We start from the raw sequence: 21,384 nt of genomic DNA, 5'->3' as shown, positions 1-21,384 counted from the left end.
TTTAATTTTTTTATGCAAAAAATGACCCATTCGTTGGTTTATGGTAAAATGATACTTGAATTATAAGCTTTTTAGCTGATAATGAATTCTCAGTCTTTGAGGATTTGATGGAAAGAGGACGCTATATGTACAAAATCCTTGCGTCGTTATTAGCAACATTTGTCCTAGCTTTAGTGCTGACTCCGTTGGTCCGGCGTTTATCTTTTCGGATCGGAGCAGTTGATAATCCCAATGCTCGGCGAGTTAATCGGATACCGATGCCGACTATGGGGGGGTTAGCCATTTTTGTTGCGTTTAATACGACAAATTTCTTTTTATTACGCGATCAATATCCCTTAAGCCAACTAGTCGCTTTATTGTTGGCTCAAAGCTTGATCATTATGACAGGGATGATCGATGATATTTTTGAATTGAAACCGCGCCAAAAAGTTTTAGGGATCACACTGGCAGCGTTGGTAGTTTATTTTATCGCTAATATCAAAATGACGACTTTGACTTTACCGTTTCTTGGAGTTGTTTCTCTAGGCTGGTTTAGTTTACCGATAACGTTGATCTGGATCTTAGGGATCACTAACGCAGTCAATTTGATCGATGGGTTGGATGGCTTAGCTACAGGGGTCGCGATCATTGCGCTTTCGACTAGTGCTTTGACGGGATATTTCTTCTTAAATGTGACGTCGACATTTATTTCGATCATGATGGCGACCTTGGTAGCTGCTTTATTGGGCTTTTTACCATATAATTTTCATCCTGCTAAGATCTATTTAGGCGATACCGGTTCACTATTTATCGGTTTTATGATCTCTGTTTTCTCACTTTATGGTTTGAAGAATGCAACTTTTATCACGTTGATCATCCCAGTGATCATTTTGGGAGTTCCAATTACGGATACTTTATATGCGATCTTACGTCGACTTTTGAATAAGAAACCGATCTCGCAAGCCGATAAGCATCACTTGCACCATCGTTTGATGCAGATGGGGTTGACCCATCGCCAGACCGTATTGGTGATCTATGGGATCGCCTTGATCTTTTCGTTTATTTCCTTGTTGTACCCGCTGTCTAATTTATGGGGTTCGATTTTACTGACAGTCGCAACATTGTTTGGATTGGAACTATTTGTTGAGGCGATCGGCTTAGTTGGTGATACACGCCAGCCGTTATTGAACGGGATCAAATATTTAGTTTTGAAAGTCAGCCATTTATTTGAACATAGATGAATTACATAAAAAATACGCCACCCTTGACCTGGGGTGGCGTATTTTTTAGGCTTGATGGGGATCAAAATCGATCTCGTGATAGCGATTTTCCCCGACTGTGATCGTTACACGACCATTCAACAGATCAGTGATCTTAGTCATCAGTTCGTTAGCAAGATCCATATCGACTGCGATCAGGACTTCGACTTCTTCTGTGTAGTTGGTCGCTAAGGTAAATACCGGCTGACTTTCCAGATAATTTTGCAACTTGCCTAATAGTGGATAGCTGACCTTTAGTGAAAGTTCAGTTTGTACGACCCGTTTAACGATCCCTAATTCTTTTAGCGCTTGGGCAACAGCGCCACCGTAAGCACGGATCAAGCCACCAGTCCCTAGCTTGATGCCGCCAAAGTAACGTGTCACTACGGCACAAACATTATGCACCTGATTTTTCTTGAGAACATCCAACATCGGTACACCAGCCGTCCCAGAAGGCTCACCATTGTCACTTTCCCGTTGGATCTCGTCATTTAGGCCTAAAGTGTAGGCAAAACAGTTATGGGTGGCTTTGCGATGTTTGGTTTTGATCTCATCGATAAAGTCCCGCGCTTCTTCTTCGGTCTCAGTTCGTTTGATAGTACAGATGAATTGCGATTTTTTGATCACGATCTCGATCACACCATCTTGTTTTAAGGTAAGATATGGTTTATCCAAGAAAAATATAGCTATATTGTGAAATCAAAAGGATATAGCTTCCCCCTTAAAGAATTATTGTTTTAGTAGCTTCACAGATCCTACTACTATTATTCTTGAAACTCACAAATAATTTTACGCATAGTTTGCGTATTTTATAAGTGAGGTGAGAAAATGGAAAAAACATTGAATTTATTGATGGGTCGGCAATTAAGTGGCCCGCAGCTCAAAGCCCTAGGTGTAGCTTTAGACTCGACCAAGCTCAAACAACGTCCAGCTGTGATCGTAAAAAAGGGGCGCATATTTTGTCAACGCTGTGGTTTTCAGGCGCCAAGAGCAAATTATACTCTGCCAGATAAGAGTTATTATTGTCCAGCTTGCTTAGCATGGGGGCGTTTGACGACGACCATGTCACTTTATAGTATACCCGAAGCCAACGATTTTAAAAAGTATTCCCAAGATCCGTTGGAGAAAAAACCAAGATTATCTTTATGGCAAAAGAAGGCGGCTAAAGAATTATTGCAAACAGTCAAACGCAAACAAGAACGACTATTATGGGCTGTAACTGGAGCGGGGAAAACTGAAATGCTATTTGAAGCACTAAATTTTGCTTTGTTAGATCAACAGCGGGTCTGTTTGGCGACACCACGGGTCGATGTGTGTAATGAATTATATCCGCGTTTGTGCCAGGCCTTTCCAAAAGTCAAAAGCTGTTTGCTGTATCAAAATAGTGGGCAAGAATATACCTATACCCAGTTAGTGGTGTGCACGGTGCATCAACTATTGCGATTTTATCACGCCTTCGATCTATTGGTGATCGATGAAGTTGATGCTTTTCCTTATGTTAATGACCGTCAATTACATTATGCCGTCACACATGCTAAAAAAATAAATTCGAGTACGCTATATTTAACGGCGACCCCTGATCGTTATTTAAAACAGCAGATCCACCAAAATAAGTTAGCAGTCACCTGTCTACCACTACGCCATCATCGGCATTTATTACCCGAAATAACATTAGTCAAGCTTCGTTTTCCAAAGCAAAAAATTGAAGAAAGAACAAAAAAATATCTCATCAAGTGGGTAAAAAATAAAATACCTTTTCTAGTATTTGTTCCACAGATCGCCATGTTAAAGCCGATTTTAAAAGAAATACAACATTTATGGCCTACGCTAAATGGGGAATGCGTTTCGGCACTTGATCCTGACCGCCTACAAAAAGTCAAAAACTTGCGAGCTGGGATCGATCAATATTTGGTAACGACGACTATCCTTGAACGAGGGATCACGATCCCACGTTTAAATGTCATGGTATTACAAGCGGATGCACCGCTTTTTTCTGAGACGGTCTTAGTTCAGATCGCTGGGCGTGTTGGCAGAGATAAAGACTATCCATCAGGCGAGGTAGTCTTTACTTATCAGGAGATGACCTTTGCTTTACGCGCGGCTAAAAAACAGATCAAGCTGTTGAATCAAAAAGCTGAGCAGTTGTTAAAAAATGATGAAATGTCTACTTTGTAATACCACATTAGCGTTTGATTTTTCCTGGCGCTGGTTTTTTAGTTTCCGAGCTTTTGAAACTGTACCACTCTGTGAAAAGTGCCACCAAAAGTTTGTTGCGATCGCTGAAAAAACGAGTTGTCCGGGCTGTGGCCGTAAACAAAAGCAGCGTAAATTATGTCAAGATTGTCTTCGCTGGCGGAAGTTGCAAACCGAGCTATTGTATAACAAGGCCTTTTACGTTTATGCCGAACCTAATATGCGTGCGTACTTTGAAGCTTATAAGTTTCAAGGTGATTACCGCCTACGCCAAATATTTGTCAAGACCTTGCAAGATCACTGTAAAAAGTATTTGCATCGGGGCTGGTTAGTAGTCGTGATCCCTGTCGATGAACAAACCTTAGCTACCCGAGGTTTTGATCAAGTTGTTGGTTTTTTACCAGATATACCTAAGAAGATGTACTTATATCATTTAAAAAAATTTGACCGTTGTCCACAGTCGCATAAATCACGGCAAGAAAGACTGGCAATGCCTCAACCTTTTGGCTACTGCGGGCCAGTTGATCTAGAACGTAAAAATATTTTGTTGGTAGATGATATCTATACGACAGGTAGTACTTTGTATCATGCGCGTGAATTGTTGTTGGCCCATAATTGTGGTTGTGTGCGCTCAGTGACACTAGCCCGGTGATATATAAAATTTTATAAATGTTGAGTAGTTATTAATTGTTAATTTAACCGCTTTCTATTATAATGAAAGTAGAGATAAGGTAAGACTAATAAAGTATATACCTAGTCTTTTAAGCATATAAAATGCTTAGTTGTGAAAGGAGAGGTTATCATGTTAAAGATTAATGTTCGTGGTGAAAATATTGAGGTTACGGGTGCGATCCGTGAATATGTGGAAAAGAAACTTTCCAAGCTTGAAAAGTATTTTGAGGATACATCTAATTCTACCGCTCACGTAAATCTTAAAGTGTATTCTGACAAGAACAGCAAGGTAGAGGTTACGATCCCGCTTCCATACTTAGTATTGCGTGCCGAAGAGACTTCACCAGATATGTATGCAAGCATTGATCTGGTAACGGATAAGCTTGAACGTCAAATCAGAAAATATAAGACAAAACTCAACCGCAAATCACGCGAAAAGGGCTTCAAGCATATGGAATTCGTTCCGACCGAAGATCCAAAGCAAGCTGAAAAAGAAGATAAAAAATTCGAAGTTGTCCGTACAAAGAGCGTTTCATTGAAACCAATGGACGTAGAAGAAGCTATCTTGCAGATGGACATGTTAGGTCATGATTTCTTTATCTATGAAGATGCAGAAACTGAAGGCACAAACATCGTCTATCGTCGTAGAGATGGTCGTTACGGCTTGATCGAAGCTAATAACTAAGCTATCCTTGTGATGCTTTAAGCGCCTGATATATTTCAGGCGCTTTTTGTAGTCTAATTGTAATTGTTTGAGCAACAATAAAATGCTAAAATAAGAAGAAGTATATTTTTATTTGAAAAAAATAATGTAATCGTTGCAGAAAGGATTTATAAAGTAAATGGCAAATGTCCTAAAAAAATGGGTCGAAAGCGATAAACGTGAATTAAAACGCCTTGGAAAGATCGCTGATCAAGTCGAAGCTTATGCCAATGACATGGAAGCTTTGTCCGATGAAGAATTAAAAGCAAAGACCCCTGAATTTAAACAACGCTATCAAAATGGTGAAACTTTAGATGATCTCTTGCCGGAAGCCTTTGCGGTCGCACGCGAAGGGGCTAAACGTGTGTTGGGGCTATATCCTTACCGGGTGCAAATCATCGGGGGTACAGTATTACATGAAGGTAATATTGCCGAAATGCGGACTGGTGAAGGTAAAACCTTGACTGCGACAATGCCGGTCTACCTCAATGCCTTATCAGGTGAAGGGGTCCACGTTGTTACCGTTAACGAATATCTTTCAAGTCGTGACGCTACTGAGATGGGTGAATTATACAATTGGCTCGGTCTAACGGTCGGTTTGAACGTTGCAGATAAGACTCCAGAAGAAAAACGCGAAGCTTATGCTTGTGATATCACATACTCAACTAACAGTGAGCTTGGTTTTGATTATTTACGTGATAACATGGTGGTTTACCGCGAAGATATGGTCCAACGTCCATTGAACTTTGTTATCGTCGATGAGGTCGATTCGATCTTGATCGATGAAGCGAGAACACCGTTGATCATTTCTGGGCAAGCAACTGCAGCCACTCAGTTATATACTCGGGCTGATCGCTTTGCTAAGACTTTGAAAAAAGACGAAGATTTTAAAGTGGATCTAGAATCAAAGACAGTTTCTTTGACCGAAGAAGGTATCCAAAAAGGTGAAAAATATTTTGGCTTGACTAACTTATTTGACCCTGACAATACAGCTTTGAACCACCACTTAGATAATGCTTTACGTGCTAACTACATCATGTTACGCGATAAAGATTATGTGGTCCAAAATGATGAGGTCATGATCGTTGACCAATTTACTGGACGTATCATGGATGGTCGTCGCTATTCAGATGGCTTGCACCAAGCGATCGAAGCTAAAGAGCATGTTAAGATCGAAGAAGAAACTAAGACGATGGCTAACATCACTTACCAAAACTTCTTTAGAATGTATAAAAAGCTCTCCGGGATGACTGGGACAGCTAAAACGGAAAAAGAAGAATTTCGTGAAATTTACAACATGGAAGTCGTAACGATCCCAACGAACCGTCCGATCTTGCGTGAGGACCGTCCAGATCTGTTATATCCGACTTTAGAAAGTAAATTTAAAGCTGTTGTTGAAGATATCAAAGAACGCCATGCGACTGGGCAACCAGTTTTGGTCGGTACAGTAGCAGTCGAAACGTCTGAGTTATTATCTCAAATGTTAGAGCAAGCGGGGATCCCCCATGCGGTATTGAATGCTAAAAATCATGCTAAAGAAGCTGAGATCGTAGTCAATGCCGGTCAACGTGGCGCTGTAACGATCGCGACAAACATGGCTGGTCGTGGGACTGACATCAAGTTAGGACCTGGTGTGCGTGAGATCGGTGGTTTGGCTGTTATCGGGACAGAGCGCCATGAATCACGTCGCATCGATAATCAGTTACGTGGTCGTTCGGGACGTCAAGGTGACCCTGGTGTGACACAGTTTTATCTTTCACTTGAAGATGATCTGATGTTGCGTTTTGGTTCTGAACGGATCAAACATTTCTATGAAACGATGAATATTGCAGATGATACTGTGATCCAATCTAAGATGATCACGCGTCAAGTAGAATCCGCGCAAAAACGGGTCGAAGGTAATAACTACGACACACGTAAACAAGTTTTACAATATGATGACGTGATGCGGGCCCAACGTGAGGTCATCTACTCGCAACGTCAACAAGTCATCATGGAAACTGACTCCTTGAAACCAGTCATTATGCCGATGATCAAACGGACGGTCGAACATAACGTTCAAATGAATACAGTCGGTGATAAAAAAGACTGGAATTTAGATGGGATCGTTGATTTTGCGATCGGAGCGATGGTCAATGAAGATAGTATCAGTAAAGATGATTTTGCTGGTAAGAGCCAAGAAGAGATCGTTTCCTACTTGATGCAAAAGGCCGAAGAAAACTATGCAGCTAAAGAAGCCCAATTAAATGATAAAGCTCAAATGCTAGAATTTGAAAAGGTTGTTATTTTGCGTGTGGTCGATGCACGTTGGACTGATCATATCGATGAAATGGATCAGTTACGCCAATCGATCGGTTTGCGTGGTTACGGCCAGCTAAATCCGTTAGTTGAATATCAATCAGACGGTTTCAGAATGTTTGAACAAATGGTCGGTGACATTGAGTATGATGTGACCCGTCTCTTCTTGAAAGCTGAGATCCGTCAAAATATTAGTCGCTAATAGTTAGAAGAAGACCAGTTTTGACTGATCTTCTTTTAACTTGCATACGAGTAATTTGTAATTGAGGGAATAATATGGAAATTAATGAATATAAGAAAGAAATCGAAGCGATGAAAGCTAAAATTTCGGACTTTAGGGGGTCTCTTTGACTTAGAAGGTCTGGAAGAACTCATTTCAGAAAATGAAATGAAGATGGCTGAACCGGGTTTTTGGGATGATCAAGCTAAAGCCCAAACGGTCATCAACGAAAATAACGAGCTCAAAGCTAAATATGATAATTTTCACCAATTAGCTACGGCGGTCGAAGAATTAGAAGTTTTATATGAATTGGTCCAAGAAGCACCTGAAGCTGAAATGTTGACTGAATTAGCTGAAAACTATGCTACGACTAAACAAAAGTTAGAAAGTTACCAGCTGACATTATTGCTAAATGAGCCCTACGATAAAGATGATGCGATCTTGGAGATCCACCCAGGTGCTGGGGGGACCGAGTCACAAGATTGGGGTTCAATGTTGTTGCGGATGTATACTCGTTGGGCTGAGCAGCATAATTTTACAGTCACGACACAAGACTATCAACCCGGTGATGAAGCTGGGATCAAGTCAGTAACGTTGACGATCTCAGGGCATAATGCATATGGGTATTTACGTGGTGAAAAAGGTGTCCACCGCTTAGTTCGGATCTCACCTTTTGATTCAGCTGGGCGTCGGCACACGTCATTTGCTTCAGTCAATGTTATGCCTGAATTGGATGATGACGTGGAAGTAGAATTACGTCCAGAAGATATCAAGATGGAAGTCTTTAGAGCTAGTGGTGCTGGGGGGCAACATATCAATAAGACCTCCTCAGCTGTGCGCTTGATCCACGAACCAACAGGGATCGTTGTGTCTAGTCAAGCTCAGCGTTCGCAATTTCAAAACCGGGCGACCGCTGAAAAAATGTTACGGTCGAAATTGTATCAGATCGAGTTAGAAGAACAAGAGAAAAAACGGGCTGAAATCCAGGGCGAGCAACTAGATATCGGTTGGGGCTCACAGATCCGTTCCTATGTCTTCCACCCTTATTCAATGGTCAAAGATCATCGGACTAATTTTGAAACGGGTAATACGCAGGCAGTAATGGATGGAGAGTTAGACGGATTTATCAATGCTTATCTCCAATGGAAATTACAAAAAACAAATCCAAGCTAAAAAAAGAAAGGAAGAAACAGCTTGATAGAATATAAAGATGTTGTCAAAAAATATGATGGCGATACATTGGCAAATGATCATATTTCCTTAAAGATCGAGCAAGGCGACTTTGTTTATGTCGTTGGTCCTAGTGGGGCAGGGAAATCGACTTTTATCAAAATGATGTATCATGAAGAAGTACCAACTTCGGGTCATATCAAGGTAAATGATCATAACTTGGAGAGTATGAAAAATAATGAGGTCCCTTTTTTACGGCGTGAATTAGGGATCGTGTTCCAAGATTTTAAATTGTTACCGCGCTTGACTGTTTTTGAAAATGTAGCTTATGCGCTCCATGTTATCGAAAAAGAACCAAAAGAAGTAGAAAAACGGGTCGCTCATGTCTTAGATCTAGTTGGTCTAGCTGATAAAAAAGATAGTTTCCCAGATGCATTGTCTGGTGGGGAACAGCAACGGGTCGCAATTGCGCGTGCGATCGCAAATAAGCCAGCGATCTTGATCGCTGATGAACCAACGGGTAACCTTGATCCAGAAACTGCGCGTGGGATCATGGATATCTTAGAAAAGATCAATCAAGAAGGAACAACGATCGTTATGGCGACCCACAATAGTTTTATTGTAAATGAATACCGGCATCGCGTGATCGAAATCTCGGATGGCAAGATCGTTCGAGATCAAGAAGAGGGGGATTATACTGATGAAAACAGTCACGCTTAAGCGCCATTTAAAGGAAAGTTTAAAGAGCTTAAAACGTAATGGATGGATGTCAGTTGCTGCTGTTAGTGCGGTAACTGTGACTTTGATCTTAGTCGGAGTCTTGTTGTCGATCTTGTTAAATATCAATAAAATTGCTCATGATGTTGAAAATGATGTGCAAGTTCGAGTCGTTATCGATCGGGATGCAACTAAAGAACAACAAGCACAGTTAAAAGCAAAATTACAAAAGATCGATGGTGTTCAAAAAATCAGTTTTTCAAGTAGGAAAAACGAGTTGAACAACGTGGTCGGAACTTACGGGAAGGAATTCCAATTATTCAAGGGTGATGATAACCCACTTTACGATATTTTTATCGTTGATACGAACTCCCCAGCTGAAACTATCAGTGTAGCTAAAAAAGCTAAAAAGTTACAATATGTGTATGATACACGCTATGGTGGAGCTTCAGCTAAGAAGTTATTTAAGGCAGTAGCAGCGATCCAACGTTGGGGCTTAGTGATCAGTTTGCTCTTGCTCTTTGTGGCAGTCTTCTTGATCTCTAACACGATCCGGATCACCATCTTATCACGGAGCAATGAAATTGCGATCATGCGTCTAGTGGGGGCAACTAATAGTTATATCCGTTGGCCATTTATCTTAGAAGGTGCTTGGACGGGCTTTTTAGGCGCTATTTTGCCGATCGTTTTGGTCGATGTTGCGTACTTATGGTTATACGGGGTCATGTCAGGTTCAATGGCAAGTACAGGTTATCAGTTGTTAACGCCAGGAACATTTTTATGGCAGATCGATCTCTTGTTAGCAGCGATCGGGATCATTATTGGTGCTCTAGGTTCCGGGCTTTCAATGAGCCGTTTCTTAAAAATTTAGTAATTAAATAGTGAGCCGATCCGGTCAACAAAACAAAAGGTCCACCATGATGCTTGGTATCGTGGTGGGCCTTTCGTGTATTGTCTGACCATAGCTTAGATGTCGGTAGTTGTATTTTGATGGATTTATGGTACAGTCTTTTCTTTACTATGGTGGTTTTTAAAGCTATAAGTATGTTTCATCTGCAAAAATTGTTATAATGTAACCAAACACTTAGAAAGGACTGGAATCTTTGCAACTTTTAAAAAGTGTGGGTCTCTTTTTTATCCAGCCGTTATTTTGGGCGGGGATCTTGATGACCTTGATATCTTATCAATTACGATTAAAAAATGAACGCCGTAATTTTCGGATCGCGATCGATCGAGATTTTTATGAAGCACGGCACTTTATCAAACATGGCTTATTATTTTTAGTACTAGGGTCATTGTTTGCGCTTATTTTAGGGTTGAGTTTACCGACTCAGACATTGGTTTTATACCAGATCTTAGCAATAGTGGCACTTTTGTTCATTAATGTAGGAGATCTCAGTCTAGCAGCGCTTTTGGTCACTGGGATAGTGACATTTGTCTTGAGTGAGACACCGGTTGGAAGTGAGGCTAGTTGGGGAAGCTATATTTTGCCTCATGACCTGGGACCACGATTTGGTAGTGCTATTTTACTTTTAACTGCGATCTTAGCCCTTTTCCAAGCTTTTTTAGCACGTGAAAATAAGACTGACTGGTTTAGTCCCAAGATCTTTGCTGGTAAACGTGGGCGCCGGATCGCAGGTTATACTTGGCGTGAATTTACGGTCTTTCCACTGATAATGTTTATACCCGGCATGAATTTTGATTCGTGGCAGCAGTGGCTTGATCCGAGTCAATATTTAACGCATTTTATGGTAGTGCCACTATTTGTGGGGGCTTTTTGCAAGATCTATAAGCAACAACCAAAAGAGGCCTTACACTTACGCCAACGCCAAAGTTATCTGACTGCGTTTTTAGCAGGACTTTTAGCAGTAGTAGCGTATTTTGTGCCAGTGGTAGGTTTTTATGGGATCGCTGGTTTGTTATTAATTTTGGTGGCGCAAGCATTTAGCCGTTTGAAAGCCGATCATGATGCTAAACGCTGGTATGTAGAAACTTCGGAAGGCGTGCGGATCGTAGCGGTCAAACCAGAGACACCAGCAGCTAAGATGAAACTTGAAGTTGGTGATATTATCCTTGAATGTAATGGGATAAAAGTGGCGACAGGCGATGAACTTTATGAAGCATTACAAAAAAGTCCAGCTTATTGTCGTTTAAAAGTCAAAAATTTTGAAGGCGAACTAAAATTAGCTGAAAGTGCGATCTATGCAGATTCACCACATGAGATCGGACTGGTACTATTTGAATAAGATGCAAAGGGGGACGACTTTGGAAAAACAAGGTCGTAGATGAATGTGAGAAAAGTATTAGTAGTTGAAGATGACACTGCAATAAAGACCCTGCTCAAGTATAATTTGGAACAGGCTGGTTACCAAACGACAACTAGCAGTGACGGTCAAGCGGGCTATGAACTAGCTTTGAATAATGAATATGATTTTATTTTGTTAGATGTGATGTTACCTAATTTAGACGGTTTAGAGATAACTAAACGCTTGCGCCAAGAAAAAGTGATGACCCCGATCTTGATCATCACAGCACGCGATCAAGAACTTGATAAGATCATCGGGTTAGAATTAGGGGCTGATGATTATTTGACTAAGCCATTTTCACCTCGCGAAGTTATCGCCCGGTTAAAGGCGATCAGTCGGCGGATCACGCCTAAAGAAGTAACCCCTACGCCAAAAATCGACACGCAAACTCTTTTTAAATATCCAGACTTCACAGTGGATCTAGAACGAGTCAAAGTTATGGTCAAAGATCAGACCGTAGCCTTGACCCCAAAAGAGTTTGAGTTGTTAGCCTATTTTATCAAACGCCCAGGAAGAGTCTTGAGTCGTGAAAAATTATTGAATGGTGTCTGGGGATATGATTATGTGGGCCAAACGCGCATGATCGATATGCACGTTAGCCATCTACGTGAAAAATTAGAGCCTGACCCTAAAAAGCCCAAATATATAGAAACTTTGCGGGGCTTTGGCTATCGCTTCAATGGTGAGCCAGATGACTGAGATGCGTGAACTATGGCAGTATTTATTACTCTCGTTAGGCGAAGTTTTAGCAGTCGTATTGGTTTATGGCGTGATCTTTCATGAGCATTTTTTGACTGTCTGGCAAGAAGAAGGTGTAGCTTGGATCTTTTTAGCAGTGATCTTAGTAGCGCTAGGCAACTATCTCTTTTTTAAACGTCAAGCCAAACGTCGCTTAACCAGTCAAGCATTGTTGCTCAAAAAGCTAAGTGAGCTAGTTGAAGATCAGCCAAGTCGACATGTTCTGTTACCCAAAGATGACGAGTATTATCAACTTTCGCGTTTGGTAAATCGCCTGCAATCTAAGCAACGCAGCCTTTTGCGAAGGTATCAGCAACAAAATCGTGACTATTTAACGTTATTACAATCGTTGACGAGCGGTGTGATCGTCTTTGATCAGCGGAAAGAAACTGTTCTATATAATCACGTGTTAGCTAGCATATTAAATACGACTGAGCTCAAGGGACAACCGTTTTATCAAGTGTTTACGGCAGTCGAGTTGATCGCTGTGACCCAAAAAGTCTACCAGACTAAAGAAGATCAACGTCTCTTGTGGCAAAAAAAAGTTGCTCAAGGTAATGAGTGGTTTGAGGTGCAGGTGGTCTATGTTCCTTTGAGTAGGCACCATTATTCAGTTATGTGTATCTTTAATGATGTGACTGAGATCAAGCAATTAGAGGTCAAACAGCGTGAATTCATGGCCAATGCGAGTCATGAATTAAAGACCCCGCTAACTGCGATCCAAGGCTTTAGTGAGACACTTTTAGCTGGAGCTTTGGATGATAAAAAAACGGCGCGTGACTTTGTGCAGATCATCTTTGAACAAAGCCAGCAATTGACCGAGTTGATCGAGGACATCTCAGCGCTTGCACATAACAAAAAGACACAAGAACTCAAATTAGAGCAGATCAAGCTCAAAGCGTTTTGCGAGCAGATCTTGACTAGCTATTTAGCCCAAAGTAAGGCTAAAAACCTAACGCTCGAGGTGCAGATACCTGATGACTTTGAGATAAATTGTGATATCAAGTACCTGCAACATATAATCAGCAATTTGATCCAAAATGCGATCAGATATAATGTAGTAGATGGTAAGTTAAAGATCACAGCTACTAGCTCAGCTAATGAGTGGTGTTTAGTTGTCTATAACACAGGGCAAACACTTGCTAATGCTGATAAAGAGCGGATCTATGAGCGCTTTTACCGTGCAGATAAAGCGCGCTCAGCTGAAGGAAGTGGCTTGGGCTTAGCGATCGTTAAAGAGGCAGTCGAGGCTTTATCAGGGCAGATCGTAGTCACGAGTCCGTACAAAAATGGAACTAAATTTACGGTGACCTTACCGTTATTTTTAACATGAAAATGAAAAGAGAGGAAAAATGAGAATGAAAAAGAAACTTTATCGCTCCAATGATTCAGTGGTCTGTGGTGTGTGTGCCGGGATCGCCGAGTATTTTAATATTTCACCCTGGGTCATTCGAACTATCTTTTTAGTGGTCGCGATCGCTTGCAAGTTAGTGCCACTATTAGTTTATGTTCCGATATTATTATATTTAGGCTTGGCCTTTTATCTACCGAAGCATCCCAATGAAAAATATAATGACGTTTTTACCTTGCTCAGCCGTTTTGGTCAACAAGAAGAAAAACGTCGTCCGGTGACAGATGCTAAAGAAAGAGATGTTAAGCAAAATAAAAAGGGAGGCAAATAAAATGAATTTTTGGCAACGTACTTTGATCACTATCTTGGTCTTTTTAGCAACAGCGGGCTTTTTCCCGACTTATTTCCATGTTTCAAGTGTATGGATCGCTTGTTTAGCGGCGATCATCTTAGGCTTGTTGAACATGTTTGTCAAACCGTTATTGGTTATTTTATCTTTGCCGATCACAGTGATGACTTTAGGGATCTTTTATCTGTTCATCAACGCCTTTATGTTGGAGTTGACCTCGTTTTTGGTCGGAATTTCATTTGAATTTTCAAGTTTTTGGTCTGCGATGATGGTGGCTATCATTTTAAGCATCGTAAATTTAGTTATCACCAACTACACTACACAAAATAGTAATTATTAATTGCTGAAAACGCTTTTTACGGTTAGAATTATTTGTAGTTAGATCCTTTTAGAAAGATGAAATGTGGAGTGGATCAAGAAGAGATGTTAAGCTATCAGATCAGTTGACAGGCTGATAGTAAATAAAATCAAGAAGGGAAAAGCTATATTTCTTTCTATAGCATAGTTATCATTGCTAGTTCACGTTTATATAGCAGAAGACAAATGGCGAATACTGTTAATGTAAAAAAATTAGTAGCCGATATCAGTAATTTAGAAGTCTATTCTGGAGAACAATACTTAGAAGAACGCCAGATCACGACAGAAGATATTTCACGTCCCGGGTTAGAATTGACGGGATACTTTGATTATTATCCAGAAGAACGGATCCAGCTTTTTGGGATGACCGAGATCTCATATGGCAATAAGATGAGTTCAGAAGCACGTAAAAAGATCATGGATGAACTTTGTGGTCCTAATACGCCATGTTTTGTGGTCTCACGTTATTTAGCTGTACCAGCTGAAATGAAAGCTGCAGCTGAAGAAAATCATATCCCGATCTTACGGACTAAATTGCCAACAACACGGGTTTCAGCTAAGTTGACTGACTATTTGAGTGGTCGTTTAGCACAACGTAAATCGTTACATGGGGTCTTGGTCGATATTTATGGTCTTGGGGTATTGATCACTGGAGATTCAGGTGTTGGTAAATCTGAAACTGCGCTTGATCTTATCAAACGTGGGCATCGCTTGATCGCTGATGATCGCGTTGAAGTTCACCAACAAGATGAACAGACATTGATCGGTGAAGCTCCACGGATCTTACGACATTTGTTAGAGATCAGAGGTGTAGGGATCATTGATGTTATGAATCTCTTTGGGGCAGGTGCTGTCAGAGCTAAGACGGATATCTCCTTGATCATTCATTTGGAAAACTGGGAAAAAGATAAACAGTTCGATCGTTTAGGTAACGGTGAGCAACGGGTAACGATCTTTGATGTTGAGATACCTAAGATCTCGATCCCTGTGAAAGTTGGACGAAACTTAGCGATCATCATTGAAGCTGCTGCAATGAATTACCGAGCTAAGACAATGGGTTATGATGCGACAAAGGCCTTTGAACGTAATTTAAATGAGTTGATCAGTGAAAATTCAGCAGGAGAGAAATAGGTGTTAAGAATTGAATTTTAGTTTAGGTGTCATCGATCCGATCGCTTTTAGTTTAGGGGGGCTACAGGTCCACTGGTATGGAGTGATCATTGGATGTGCGGTCTTATTAGCCTTGTCCCTTGCAGTTAGCGAGGGTAAGAAAAGACAAGTTCCCGCCGATGATTTTTATGATTATATCTTATGGGCGCTACCGCTCGCTTTGATCAGTGCGCGAGCATATTATGTCATTTTCCAATGGCAGTATTATCAAAATGATCTTAGTGAGATCTACCGGATCTGGGATGGCGGGATCGCGATCTACGGTGGGTTATTGGGCGCATTGCTCGTTTTAGTGATCTTTTGTCGTAAAAAACAGTTATCAGCGTGGCTGTTTTTAGATATCATTTCACCGACTGTGATCTTGGCTCAAGGTATTGGTCGGTGGGGCAATTTTATCAATCAAGAAGCCCATGGTGAAGTAGTATCACATGCGTTTTTGACAAGCTTACATTTGCCGGATTTTATTATCGAGCAAATGAATATCAATGGGGTCTATTATCAACCGACCTTTTTGTATGAGTCTGTGTGGGATATCTTAGGCTTTGTGATCTTGATGTTGCTACGACATCGTAAGCACCTTTTTAAACGAGGCGAGATCTTTTTAACTTATGTTGCTTGGTATTCCTTTGGCAGATTTTTCATTGAAGGAATGCGGACAGATAGCTTGATGTTAGGTGCTTTGCGTGTTTCACAATGGTTGTCAGTCATCTTGTTTATTGGAGCGATCATCTTGCTTGCATATCGGCGTTACTATCGTCCAAATGAACCTTGGTATTTAGCCGGAAATGTTGAATACGAAGGGGAGCTTAAATAATTGAGCTTAATATTTGAAGTTGTTTCAGCAATTTTAGAAGAGTATCATCAAATAATGGGAAGGTGAAGATATTATGGCTAAAAAATATGATGTGATCGTGATCGGTGCAGGTCCTGGAGGTTTGACGGCTGGATTATATGCTTCACGGGCTAATCTGTCGGTTTTGATCTTAGATCGTGGAATCTACGGTGGTCAAATGAATAATACCGCTGAAGTTGAAAATTATCCCGGATTTAAGTCGATCTTAGGACCAGACTTAGCAGAAAAAATGTATCAAGGTGCGACCCAATTTGGAGCAGAATATGCATACGGTAGCGTTGAAAAAGTTGAAGTCAACGGTGATTTAAAACAAGTCATTACCGATAGTGAAACTTATGAAGCACCAGTTGTGATCATTGCTACAGGTTCACAATATCGGAAATTAGGTGTTGAAGGTGAAGCAGAATATGCTGGTCGGGGTGTTTCTTATTGTGCAGTTTGTGATGGTGCTTTCTTTAAAGACCAGCCCTTAGCTGTGATCGGTGGCGGTGATTCTGCTGTTGAAGAGGGGGTCTATCTGGCTAAATTAGCTTCAAATGTCAATATCATCCACCGTAGAGACCAATTGCGAGCTCAAAAAATCTTGCAAGAGCGTGCTTTCGCTAACGATAAGATCGACTTTACTTGGGATACTGTTGTCACAAAGATCAATGGTGATGGACAAAAAGTCACGAGCGTATCGACACATAACAAAAAGACGGGTGAAGACGGTGAATTAAAGGTCAATGGTGTCTTTATCTATGTAGGGGTCATTCCTTTAAGTGAGCCGTTCAAAGAACTTGGGATCACTGATGAACAAGGCTGGATCAAGACTGATGAGTTGATGCAAACTAGTTTACCTGGTGTTTATGCGATCGGTGATGTACGGGCTAAAGAATTACGCCAGATCACGACCGCTGTTGGCGATGGAAGTATTGCTGGGCAACAAGCATTTAACTATTTAGAGAGTTTAAAGGATTAAATCAGTAGCACTAGTGGTAGTTTTACTGCTAGTGCTTTTTTGATATCGAATAAATTTTTTGTAAGCGTAAAAGTGCTTGTTATAGCAAGTTTTGCCGATTGATAGTATACTAGATTTGAATTAAGCAGGGGTGTTTTCCCCGCCGTTATGCGCTTTTTAAAGGGTGTTTTTTACAGATTTCAAAAAATAAATAGCTAAAAATTGGATAAAAAGAGACCTAGGGGAGACCCTAAGAGAGACCCCGGAAGAGTCGGGCTAGGTGGTTTAGAATAGTGTATGATTTCAAGCGTTGGAAGTTCCAGCGCTTTTTTATTTTTACTTGGGTATGATATACTGAAAACAATCAAACAAGGCTAGCCACTTCCTAGATCGTCTACGGGCGCTAGGAAGCTTTTTTATTTTCTGATATATGCTATAATGCTGTTAGGGTTTCTCAGTCGATCTATTTACCAATGCTTATAAAACAGTTCTTTGACGTCTTGCGATCATGCAAGGCGTTTTTATTTGCACCGTTGGGATGTGATCGCCCACAATTGGACAACGTGCATCCCTGAGACGTGATATAATCACGGTATAGCTCCTTAGTTAAAAAGCTCTCTGCTATCGTGCAGGGGGTTTTTTGCTTATTCTGGAAAGCGTTCGGCTAGTTTCTCATTAGCAAATGTGATCAACGCTTCTAAGTCTTCCTTGGTGGCTACTCTGCAGTAACTGCGTGCCATGGATCTTTTAGCAAGATAGTATTTGCGTGCTTTGTTCTTTTCGTTCCAGCGGTTGGAAGCGTCAAGCTGTGCTTTGCTGGTCTTCTTTTTCTCTGTCATTGGTGTAACTCCTTACTTGTAACGTTCGTCTGTGTCTTTGGTCATCTTATAGCCTATATAGGTCGTAAAACCTGAGTAGATGAGCAAGCCTATAAATGCGATCAGTTCAAATAAACTCATTTTATCACTTCCTTACTTGCGTTCTTATATTAAATATAATATACTTAGATACGAATAAGGGGCTGATAGCCACCAACTACCAGCCCCCGAACGTGGATATTGAAACAGTGTTTTAGCTAGTCGCTACTTACGGCGATTAGCTTTTTTTATTGCCTTGTATGCTTCGGTACTTGCTAGGATAATCTTATCCAGCTTGTACGCTAGCACTAAGAGCAACGAAAGCAAAACGCTGTTCCTTTCTGTATTGAATTCCATAAACTCACCGCCTAACGTGTATTGATTAGTTGAATAGGCGTGCTTTATGTTTCAATACTCCACTAGACCAATTCAAAAGGTAGCTAGCCTTTATCCTTGACCATGTCCATATTATGTATTAAATTTCATATAAAAACAAGTATTTTATAGCATTTTTTTCAAACGATTTCATCATATAGCCATTCAGTAGAATGATCAATAAGGGATGTACCAGCAACTAAGCTAGTGCATCCCTTTTTGGGTATACAAAAACATAGCTCTAAAACTAACTGTTCAACTGGTGACTTATCTTTCATCGTCTAACTCCTTAAGTCTTTTATCGATCATCAAGCTAAGGCGTTGCAGGTCGTGCCTGCTGGATAGATGCTTGATGTAAAACCTAGAATACCAATGACGGTGTTTTAAATAAACGTTGATCGCTGTAACGATCGCAAGAATGATAATAAATTTTAACAAGCGGGATCACTCCTAATCTTTGTAGGCTGTGAGCTGTGTGCCTGCTGTCATGTCCATAGTCTGAGCGAATAGGGCGCAAGCTTTTCTAATCCTAGTTTGTGTTTGAGAATGCCCGAACCCTAAGCGTTCTTCAATTTGCCACGTTTGTAATTTCTTGATGTATCGTGCTTCTAAAAAAGGTTTATAATCGCCTAGACTATTGATCACGGCTTCCACGAACTCTAAAACTTGCTTGGCGTTGGCTCTGTTTACGTTCATATCTTCCACACTATTGGCGCTTGCTGTTCCTTTGGGTGCTAATGATAAGCGTACGCTTGAAATAACTGGGATGTTTGCTAATCGCTGATACTTGCTATACTCTGTATCAAACCAGTTAGTAACGTTATTGCGTGTTTTGCTGTAGTCTACTTCTCTGTTATCTGGTGGGTCAAGTCTCATCATGTCCAACGCTCCTAACTGTATCAAGCTGTTACAAGCTCTATAATTTGGGGTATTACTCTATCACGCTATAAAAAGCGTTCTAAGACGTTTAACACTATTCTAGTATAATTCTGCTGATTATATCAAATGGAGCTTATAACATGCTTAAAATAGCTTGTATCGTGATTATAAATTAAGGTCGTTTGGAACGACCCAAAGCAATTTAAAAAACAGGTCGTTTGGAACGACCCAAAGCATTAAATAACCTGTTTCGTGGTCAATATGGTTGACCTCGGATAAATACAGACTTTTAGCGTAGGTTTTCGTAGGTTTTACAAACTCGATCAATATGATTGACTCACTTCTTGAGGTCGTTTGAAACGACCACGGATAATTTACCTTTTTCGCTATCATTTTGAAAGACTGCGGACTAAAAGCGGGGGCTATTGCATGATTTGCAACTGTCACACCATGGATCTATTTATTTGCTTCTGAGATACAAGCGCAAAGCACTTCCAACGATTTTAAATGCTGTCTAGTGTAATCATACTCGGGCGGTATTTGACGTCTGTAAACTGTGTCCATTTGCCTAGTTCTGACGCTTAAAATCGATCGTGTGGGATGTCATACGAAAAAAGGGACGCCTTGAGCATCCCTTAATTGCTATTTTTCCATTTCATCAAGTCTAGTCTGTATCATCGTTGCCAACTCGTGCAGGTCTTCAGCTGCTGCAATGTCTCTAACGTACTTTCTAGCGTATGACCTATAACGGTAAATGCGTTGTTTGTCCTTGTTTTTGTCACCCCATTTTTTCGTTGCTCTGCTTTGGGCGTCTGTCGTTTTCTTCTCTGTCATCGTGTCAGCTCCTTACTTGCCTAGTAATTTTAAAATTAATTCCAGTAATAGCCAAAGAGTAGCAATAACGCCAACGATCGCAAAAGTAACTTTGTTAAGCTTTGCTAGTTTTTTGTTAAACTTTTCAACTTTGTTCATGACTTTCATTCCTTTCTTGGTTATACTGAAATAAAGGGGCAACCACCCCCTTTATATTTTCAGCTTTTAGAACCGTCCTAGTAACTTGATAATTCTTAGCAGGTATTCAATACCTGAGGCAATTGCTCCGAACTCTGCTAAAATTCTAGCAACTGCTTTGATTATCGACCACGCTAACGGTTCTTTTTTGTGGTCTTCTTTTCTTGGTCTCAATATCTCACCTCCTTAACTTTATATATTCATTATACATTATTAATCTATATAAGTCAATTGTTTTTACTAGAAAAATGCTAATTTTCACCAATAAATAATCAATAAAAACGCCAGTGTTATAGGTTTCTTGGTCAATTATCGTCAATACTTCATCAATAAACACCCAATAGCCTGTATTTGGCGTCAATATAGGTTTTTACTCCGACAATTTCCGACAATTTACCTGAGTATTACACTCACATTTTTCCAACATTTTCCAACATTTCATTACTTCATAAAATCACGATCGCAATTAGTCAGATAACCACCACTAACCCAGCTATAGCAATGAATAGGGGCTAGGGATGTCATTGCTATTTAAAGTGTGTTTCCTGCAATTTTCTGCAATGCTAGCAATCGGATAGGGTATTTACATTCAAGCAAGTTAAAACACTGCTAGAACGCTTATATTAGCTTATTTCAGCAATCAAAAAAGTATCCATTTACTCCGATTTTCTCCGATCGTCAGGAAGTGAACCAGTTATAGCGCCAGTCGTGGCGCTGGCTAACAAGTGTAACTATAACTACGGTTGTGATTTGTTGTGTAACTGAAATTGCATAGCTCTATATTTTCTACAACGTTGCTACTTGTGGCAAAAAAATAGGTTAGCAAATGTTAGCATTTGACCTCAACAATTCTCAACATTTTATTTCAGCATTTTTCAGCAATTCACCTTAACAATTCTTAACATTTTATCTTAGGTTTTCTTAGGGTTTTTGTACCTTTACCGTTGCTCTAACAGGCTTTGAAATAGTGTTTTTTTGCTTAAAAAA

Annotated in this window: 23 protein-coding genes; 16 read left to right on the top strand and 7 right to left on the bottom strand. The window is 40.4% G+C overall.

The window, feature by feature from the left end; all coding sequences use genetic code 11:
• Positions 1–125: 125 nt before the first annotated feature.
• Positions 126–1,220, top strand: coding sequence for a glycosyltransferase family 4 protein (locus tag LMU01S_RS03375; RefSeq protein WP_039936040.1), 1,095 nt, complete (start codon positions 126–128; stop codon positions 1,218–1,220).
• A 45-nt stretch (positions 1,221–1,265) separates the two neighbouring features.
• On the opposite strand, the gene LMU01S_RS03370 is transcribed toward LMU01S_RS03375, so the two are convergent.
• The gene (locus LMU01S_RS03370; protein ID WP_056959868.1) at positions 1,266–1,913 is read right to left on the bottom strand and encodes a YigZ family protein; all 648 of its coding nucleotides are present in this window, start codon (positions 1,911–1,913) and stop codon (positions 1,266–1,268) included.
• A 153-nt stretch (positions 1,914–2,066) separates the two neighbouring features.
• Here LMU01S_RS03370 and LMU01S_RS03365 point away from each other — a divergent pair, with 153 nt between their 5' ends.
• The 15 genes from LMU01S_RS03365 (at position 2,067) to trxB (ending at position 17,296) form a co-directional block, all read left to right on the top strand.
• Positions 2,067–3,413, top strand: a complete 1,347-nt coding sequence (locus LMU01S_RS03365; RefSeq protein WP_056959866.1) for an ATP-dependent helicase ComFA — start codon at positions 2,067–2,069, stop codon at positions 3,411–3,413.
• Positions 3,391–4,083: a ComF family protein gene (locus LMU01S_RS03360; protein WP_056959864.1), complete on the top strand. Its 693-nt coding sequence runs from the start codon at positions 3,391–3,393 to the stop codon at positions 4,081–4,083. Before LMU01S_RS03365 ends, LMU01S_RS03360 begins: the two co-directional genes overlap by 23 nt.
• A 150-nt stretch (positions 4,084–4,233) precedes the next feature.
• A complete protein-coding gene (gene hpf / locus LMU01S_RS03355; RefSeq protein ID WP_004048318.1) occupies positions 4,234–4,788 on the top strand; it encodes a ribosome hibernation-promoting factor, HPF/YfiA family in 555 nt (184 codons plus the stop codon).
• 157 nt (positions 4,789–4,945) lie between these two features.
• The gene (secA, locus tag LMU01S_RS03350) at positions 4,946–7,306 is read left to right on the top strand and encodes a preprotein translocase subunit SecA (RefSeq protein ID WP_056959862.1); all 2,361 of its coding nucleotides are present in this window, start codon (positions 4,946–4,948) and stop codon (positions 7,304–7,306) included.
• 74 nt (positions 7,307–7,380) lie between these two features.
• Positions 7,381–8,497, top strand: a protein-coding gene (prfB, locus tag LMU01S_RS03345; protein WP_179211839.1) for a peptide chain release factor 2 whose coding sequence is annotated in 2 segments (ribosomal slippage) — positions 7,381–7,452 and positions 7,454–8,497 — 1,116 coding nt in all. Because the reading frame shifts where the segments join, the coding sequence is not laid out codon by codon here.
• Between the two features lie 21 nt (positions 8,498–8,518).
• Positions 8,519–9,214 (top strand): cell division ATP-binding protein FtsE, encoded by a 696-nt coding sequence (gene ftsE, locus LMU01S_RS03340; protein WP_056959860.1) that lies wholly within the window; start codon positions 8,519–8,521, stop codon positions 9,212–9,214.
• The gene (gene ftsX / locus LMU01S_RS03335) at positions 9,195–10,082 is read left to right on the top strand and encodes a permease-like cell division protein FtsX (RefSeq protein ID WP_056959859.1); all 888 of its coding nucleotides are present in this window, start codon (positions 9,195–9,197) and stop codon (positions 10,080–10,082) included. The genes ftsE and ftsX overlap by 20 nt, the downstream gene beginning before the upstream one ends.
• A gap of 232 nt (positions 10,083–10,314) precedes the next feature.
• Positions 10,315–11,457, top strand: a complete 1,143-nt coding sequence (locus LMU01S_RS03330) for a PDZ domain-containing protein (protein ID WP_056959857.1) — start codon at positions 10,315–10,317, stop codon at positions 11,455–11,457.
• Positions 11,458–11,502: 45 nt separating this feature from the next.
• Positions 11,503–12,216, top strand: a complete 714-nt coding sequence (locus LMU01S_RS03325) for a response regulator transcription factor (protein ID WP_056959906.1) — start codon at positions 11,503–11,505, stop codon at positions 12,214–12,216.
• Positions 12,209–13,588, top strand: a complete 1,380-nt coding sequence (locus tag LMU01S_RS03320) for a sensor histidine kinase (RefSeq protein ID WP_082613098.1) — start codon at positions 12,209–12,211, stop codon at positions 13,586–13,588. The genes LMU01S_RS03325 and LMU01S_RS03320 overlap by 8 nt, the downstream gene beginning before the upstream one ends.
• A 25-nt stretch (positions 13,589–13,613) precedes the next feature.
• Positions 13,614–13,937, top strand: a complete 324-nt coding sequence (locus LMU01S_RS03315) for a PspC domain-containing protein (RefSeq protein ID WP_056959855.1) — start codon at positions 13,614–13,616, stop codon at positions 13,935–13,937.
• A 1-nt stretch (position 13,938) separates the two neighbouring features.
• Positions 13,939–14,295 carry a phage holin family protein gene (locus LMU01S_RS03310; protein WP_056959853.1) on the top strand — a complete coding sequence of 119 codons (357 nt, stop codon included), beginning with the start codon at positions 13,939–13,941 and terminating at the stop codon, positions 14,293–14,295.
• Between the two features lie 203 nt (positions 14,296–14,498).
• Positions 14,499–15,443, top strand: a complete 945-nt coding sequence (gene hprK / locus LMU01S_RS03305) for an HPr(Ser) kinase/phosphatase (protein WP_056959851.1) — start codon at positions 14,499–14,501, stop codon at positions 15,441–15,443.
• A 10-nt stretch (positions 15,444–15,453) separates the two neighbouring features.
• Positions 15,454–16,296 (top strand): prolipoprotein diacylglyceryl transferase, encoded by an 843-nt coding sequence (lgt, locus tag LMU01S_RS03300; RefSeq protein WP_056959849.1) that lies wholly within the window; start codon positions 15,454–15,456, stop codon positions 16,294–16,296.
• A gap of 73 nt (positions 16,297–16,369) precedes the next feature.
• The gene (trxB, locus tag LMU01S_RS03295) at positions 16,370–17,296 is read left to right on the top strand and encodes a thioredoxin-disulfide reductase (protein ID WP_056959848.1); all 927 of its coding nucleotides are present in this window, start codon (positions 16,370–16,372) and stop codon (positions 17,294–17,296) included.
• 623 nt (positions 17,297–17,919) lie between these two features.
• Here trxB and LMU01S_RS03290 read toward each other — a convergent pair.
• From LMU01S_RS03290 to LMU01S_RS10435, 6 genes are all read right to left on the bottom strand, one after another.
• Complete coding sequence (locus tag LMU01S_RS03290) at positions 17,920–18,114, bottom strand: hypothetical protein (RefSeq protein WP_056959846.1); 195 nt, start codon at positions 18,112–18,114, stop codon at positions 17,920–17,922.
• A 660-nt stretch (positions 18,115–18,774) separates the two neighbouring features.
• The gene (locus tag LMU01S_RS10440; RefSeq protein WP_153551980.1) at positions 18,775–18,945 is read right to left on the bottom strand and encodes a hypothetical protein; all 171 of its coding nucleotides are present in this window, start codon (positions 18,943–18,945) and stop codon (positions 18,775–18,777) included.
• 12 nt (positions 18,946–18,957) lie between these two features.
• Complete coding sequence (locus tag LMU01S_RS03285; protein ID WP_056959902.1) at positions 18,958–19,383, bottom strand: ArpU family phage packaging/lysis transcriptional regulator; 426 nt, start codon at positions 19,381–19,383, stop codon at positions 18,958–18,960.
• A gap of 645 nt (positions 19,384–20,028) precedes the next feature.
• Complete coding sequence (locus tag LMU01S_RS03280) at positions 20,029–20,220, bottom strand: hypothetical protein (RefSeq protein ID WP_056959844.1); 192 nt, start codon at positions 20,218–20,220, stop codon at positions 20,029–20,031.
• 12 nt (positions 20,221–20,232) lie between these two features.
• Complete coding sequence (locus LMU01S_RS10745; protein ID WP_257577793.1) at positions 20,233–20,358, bottom strand: hypothetical protein; 126 nt, start codon at positions 20,356–20,358, stop codon at positions 20,233–20,235.
• A 66-nt stretch (positions 20,359–20,424) separates the two neighbouring features.
• Entirely contained in the window at positions 20,425–20,571 is a 147-nt protein-coding gene (locus tag LMU01S_RS10435) for a hypothetical protein (protein WP_153551966.1), read from the bottom strand.
• Positions 20,572–21,384 lie beyond the last annotated feature (813 nt).

Source organism: Ligilactobacillus murinus DSM 20452 = NBRC 14221 (assembly GCF_001591685.1).
GTDB classification, from domain to species: Bacteria; Bacillota; Bacilli; order Lactobacillales; family Lactobacillaceae; genus Ligilactobacillus; species Ligilactobacillus murinus.
The sequence above is the reverse complement of the archived record's forward strand: the minus strand, read 5'-3'. Positions and strand labels throughout refer to the sequence as shown.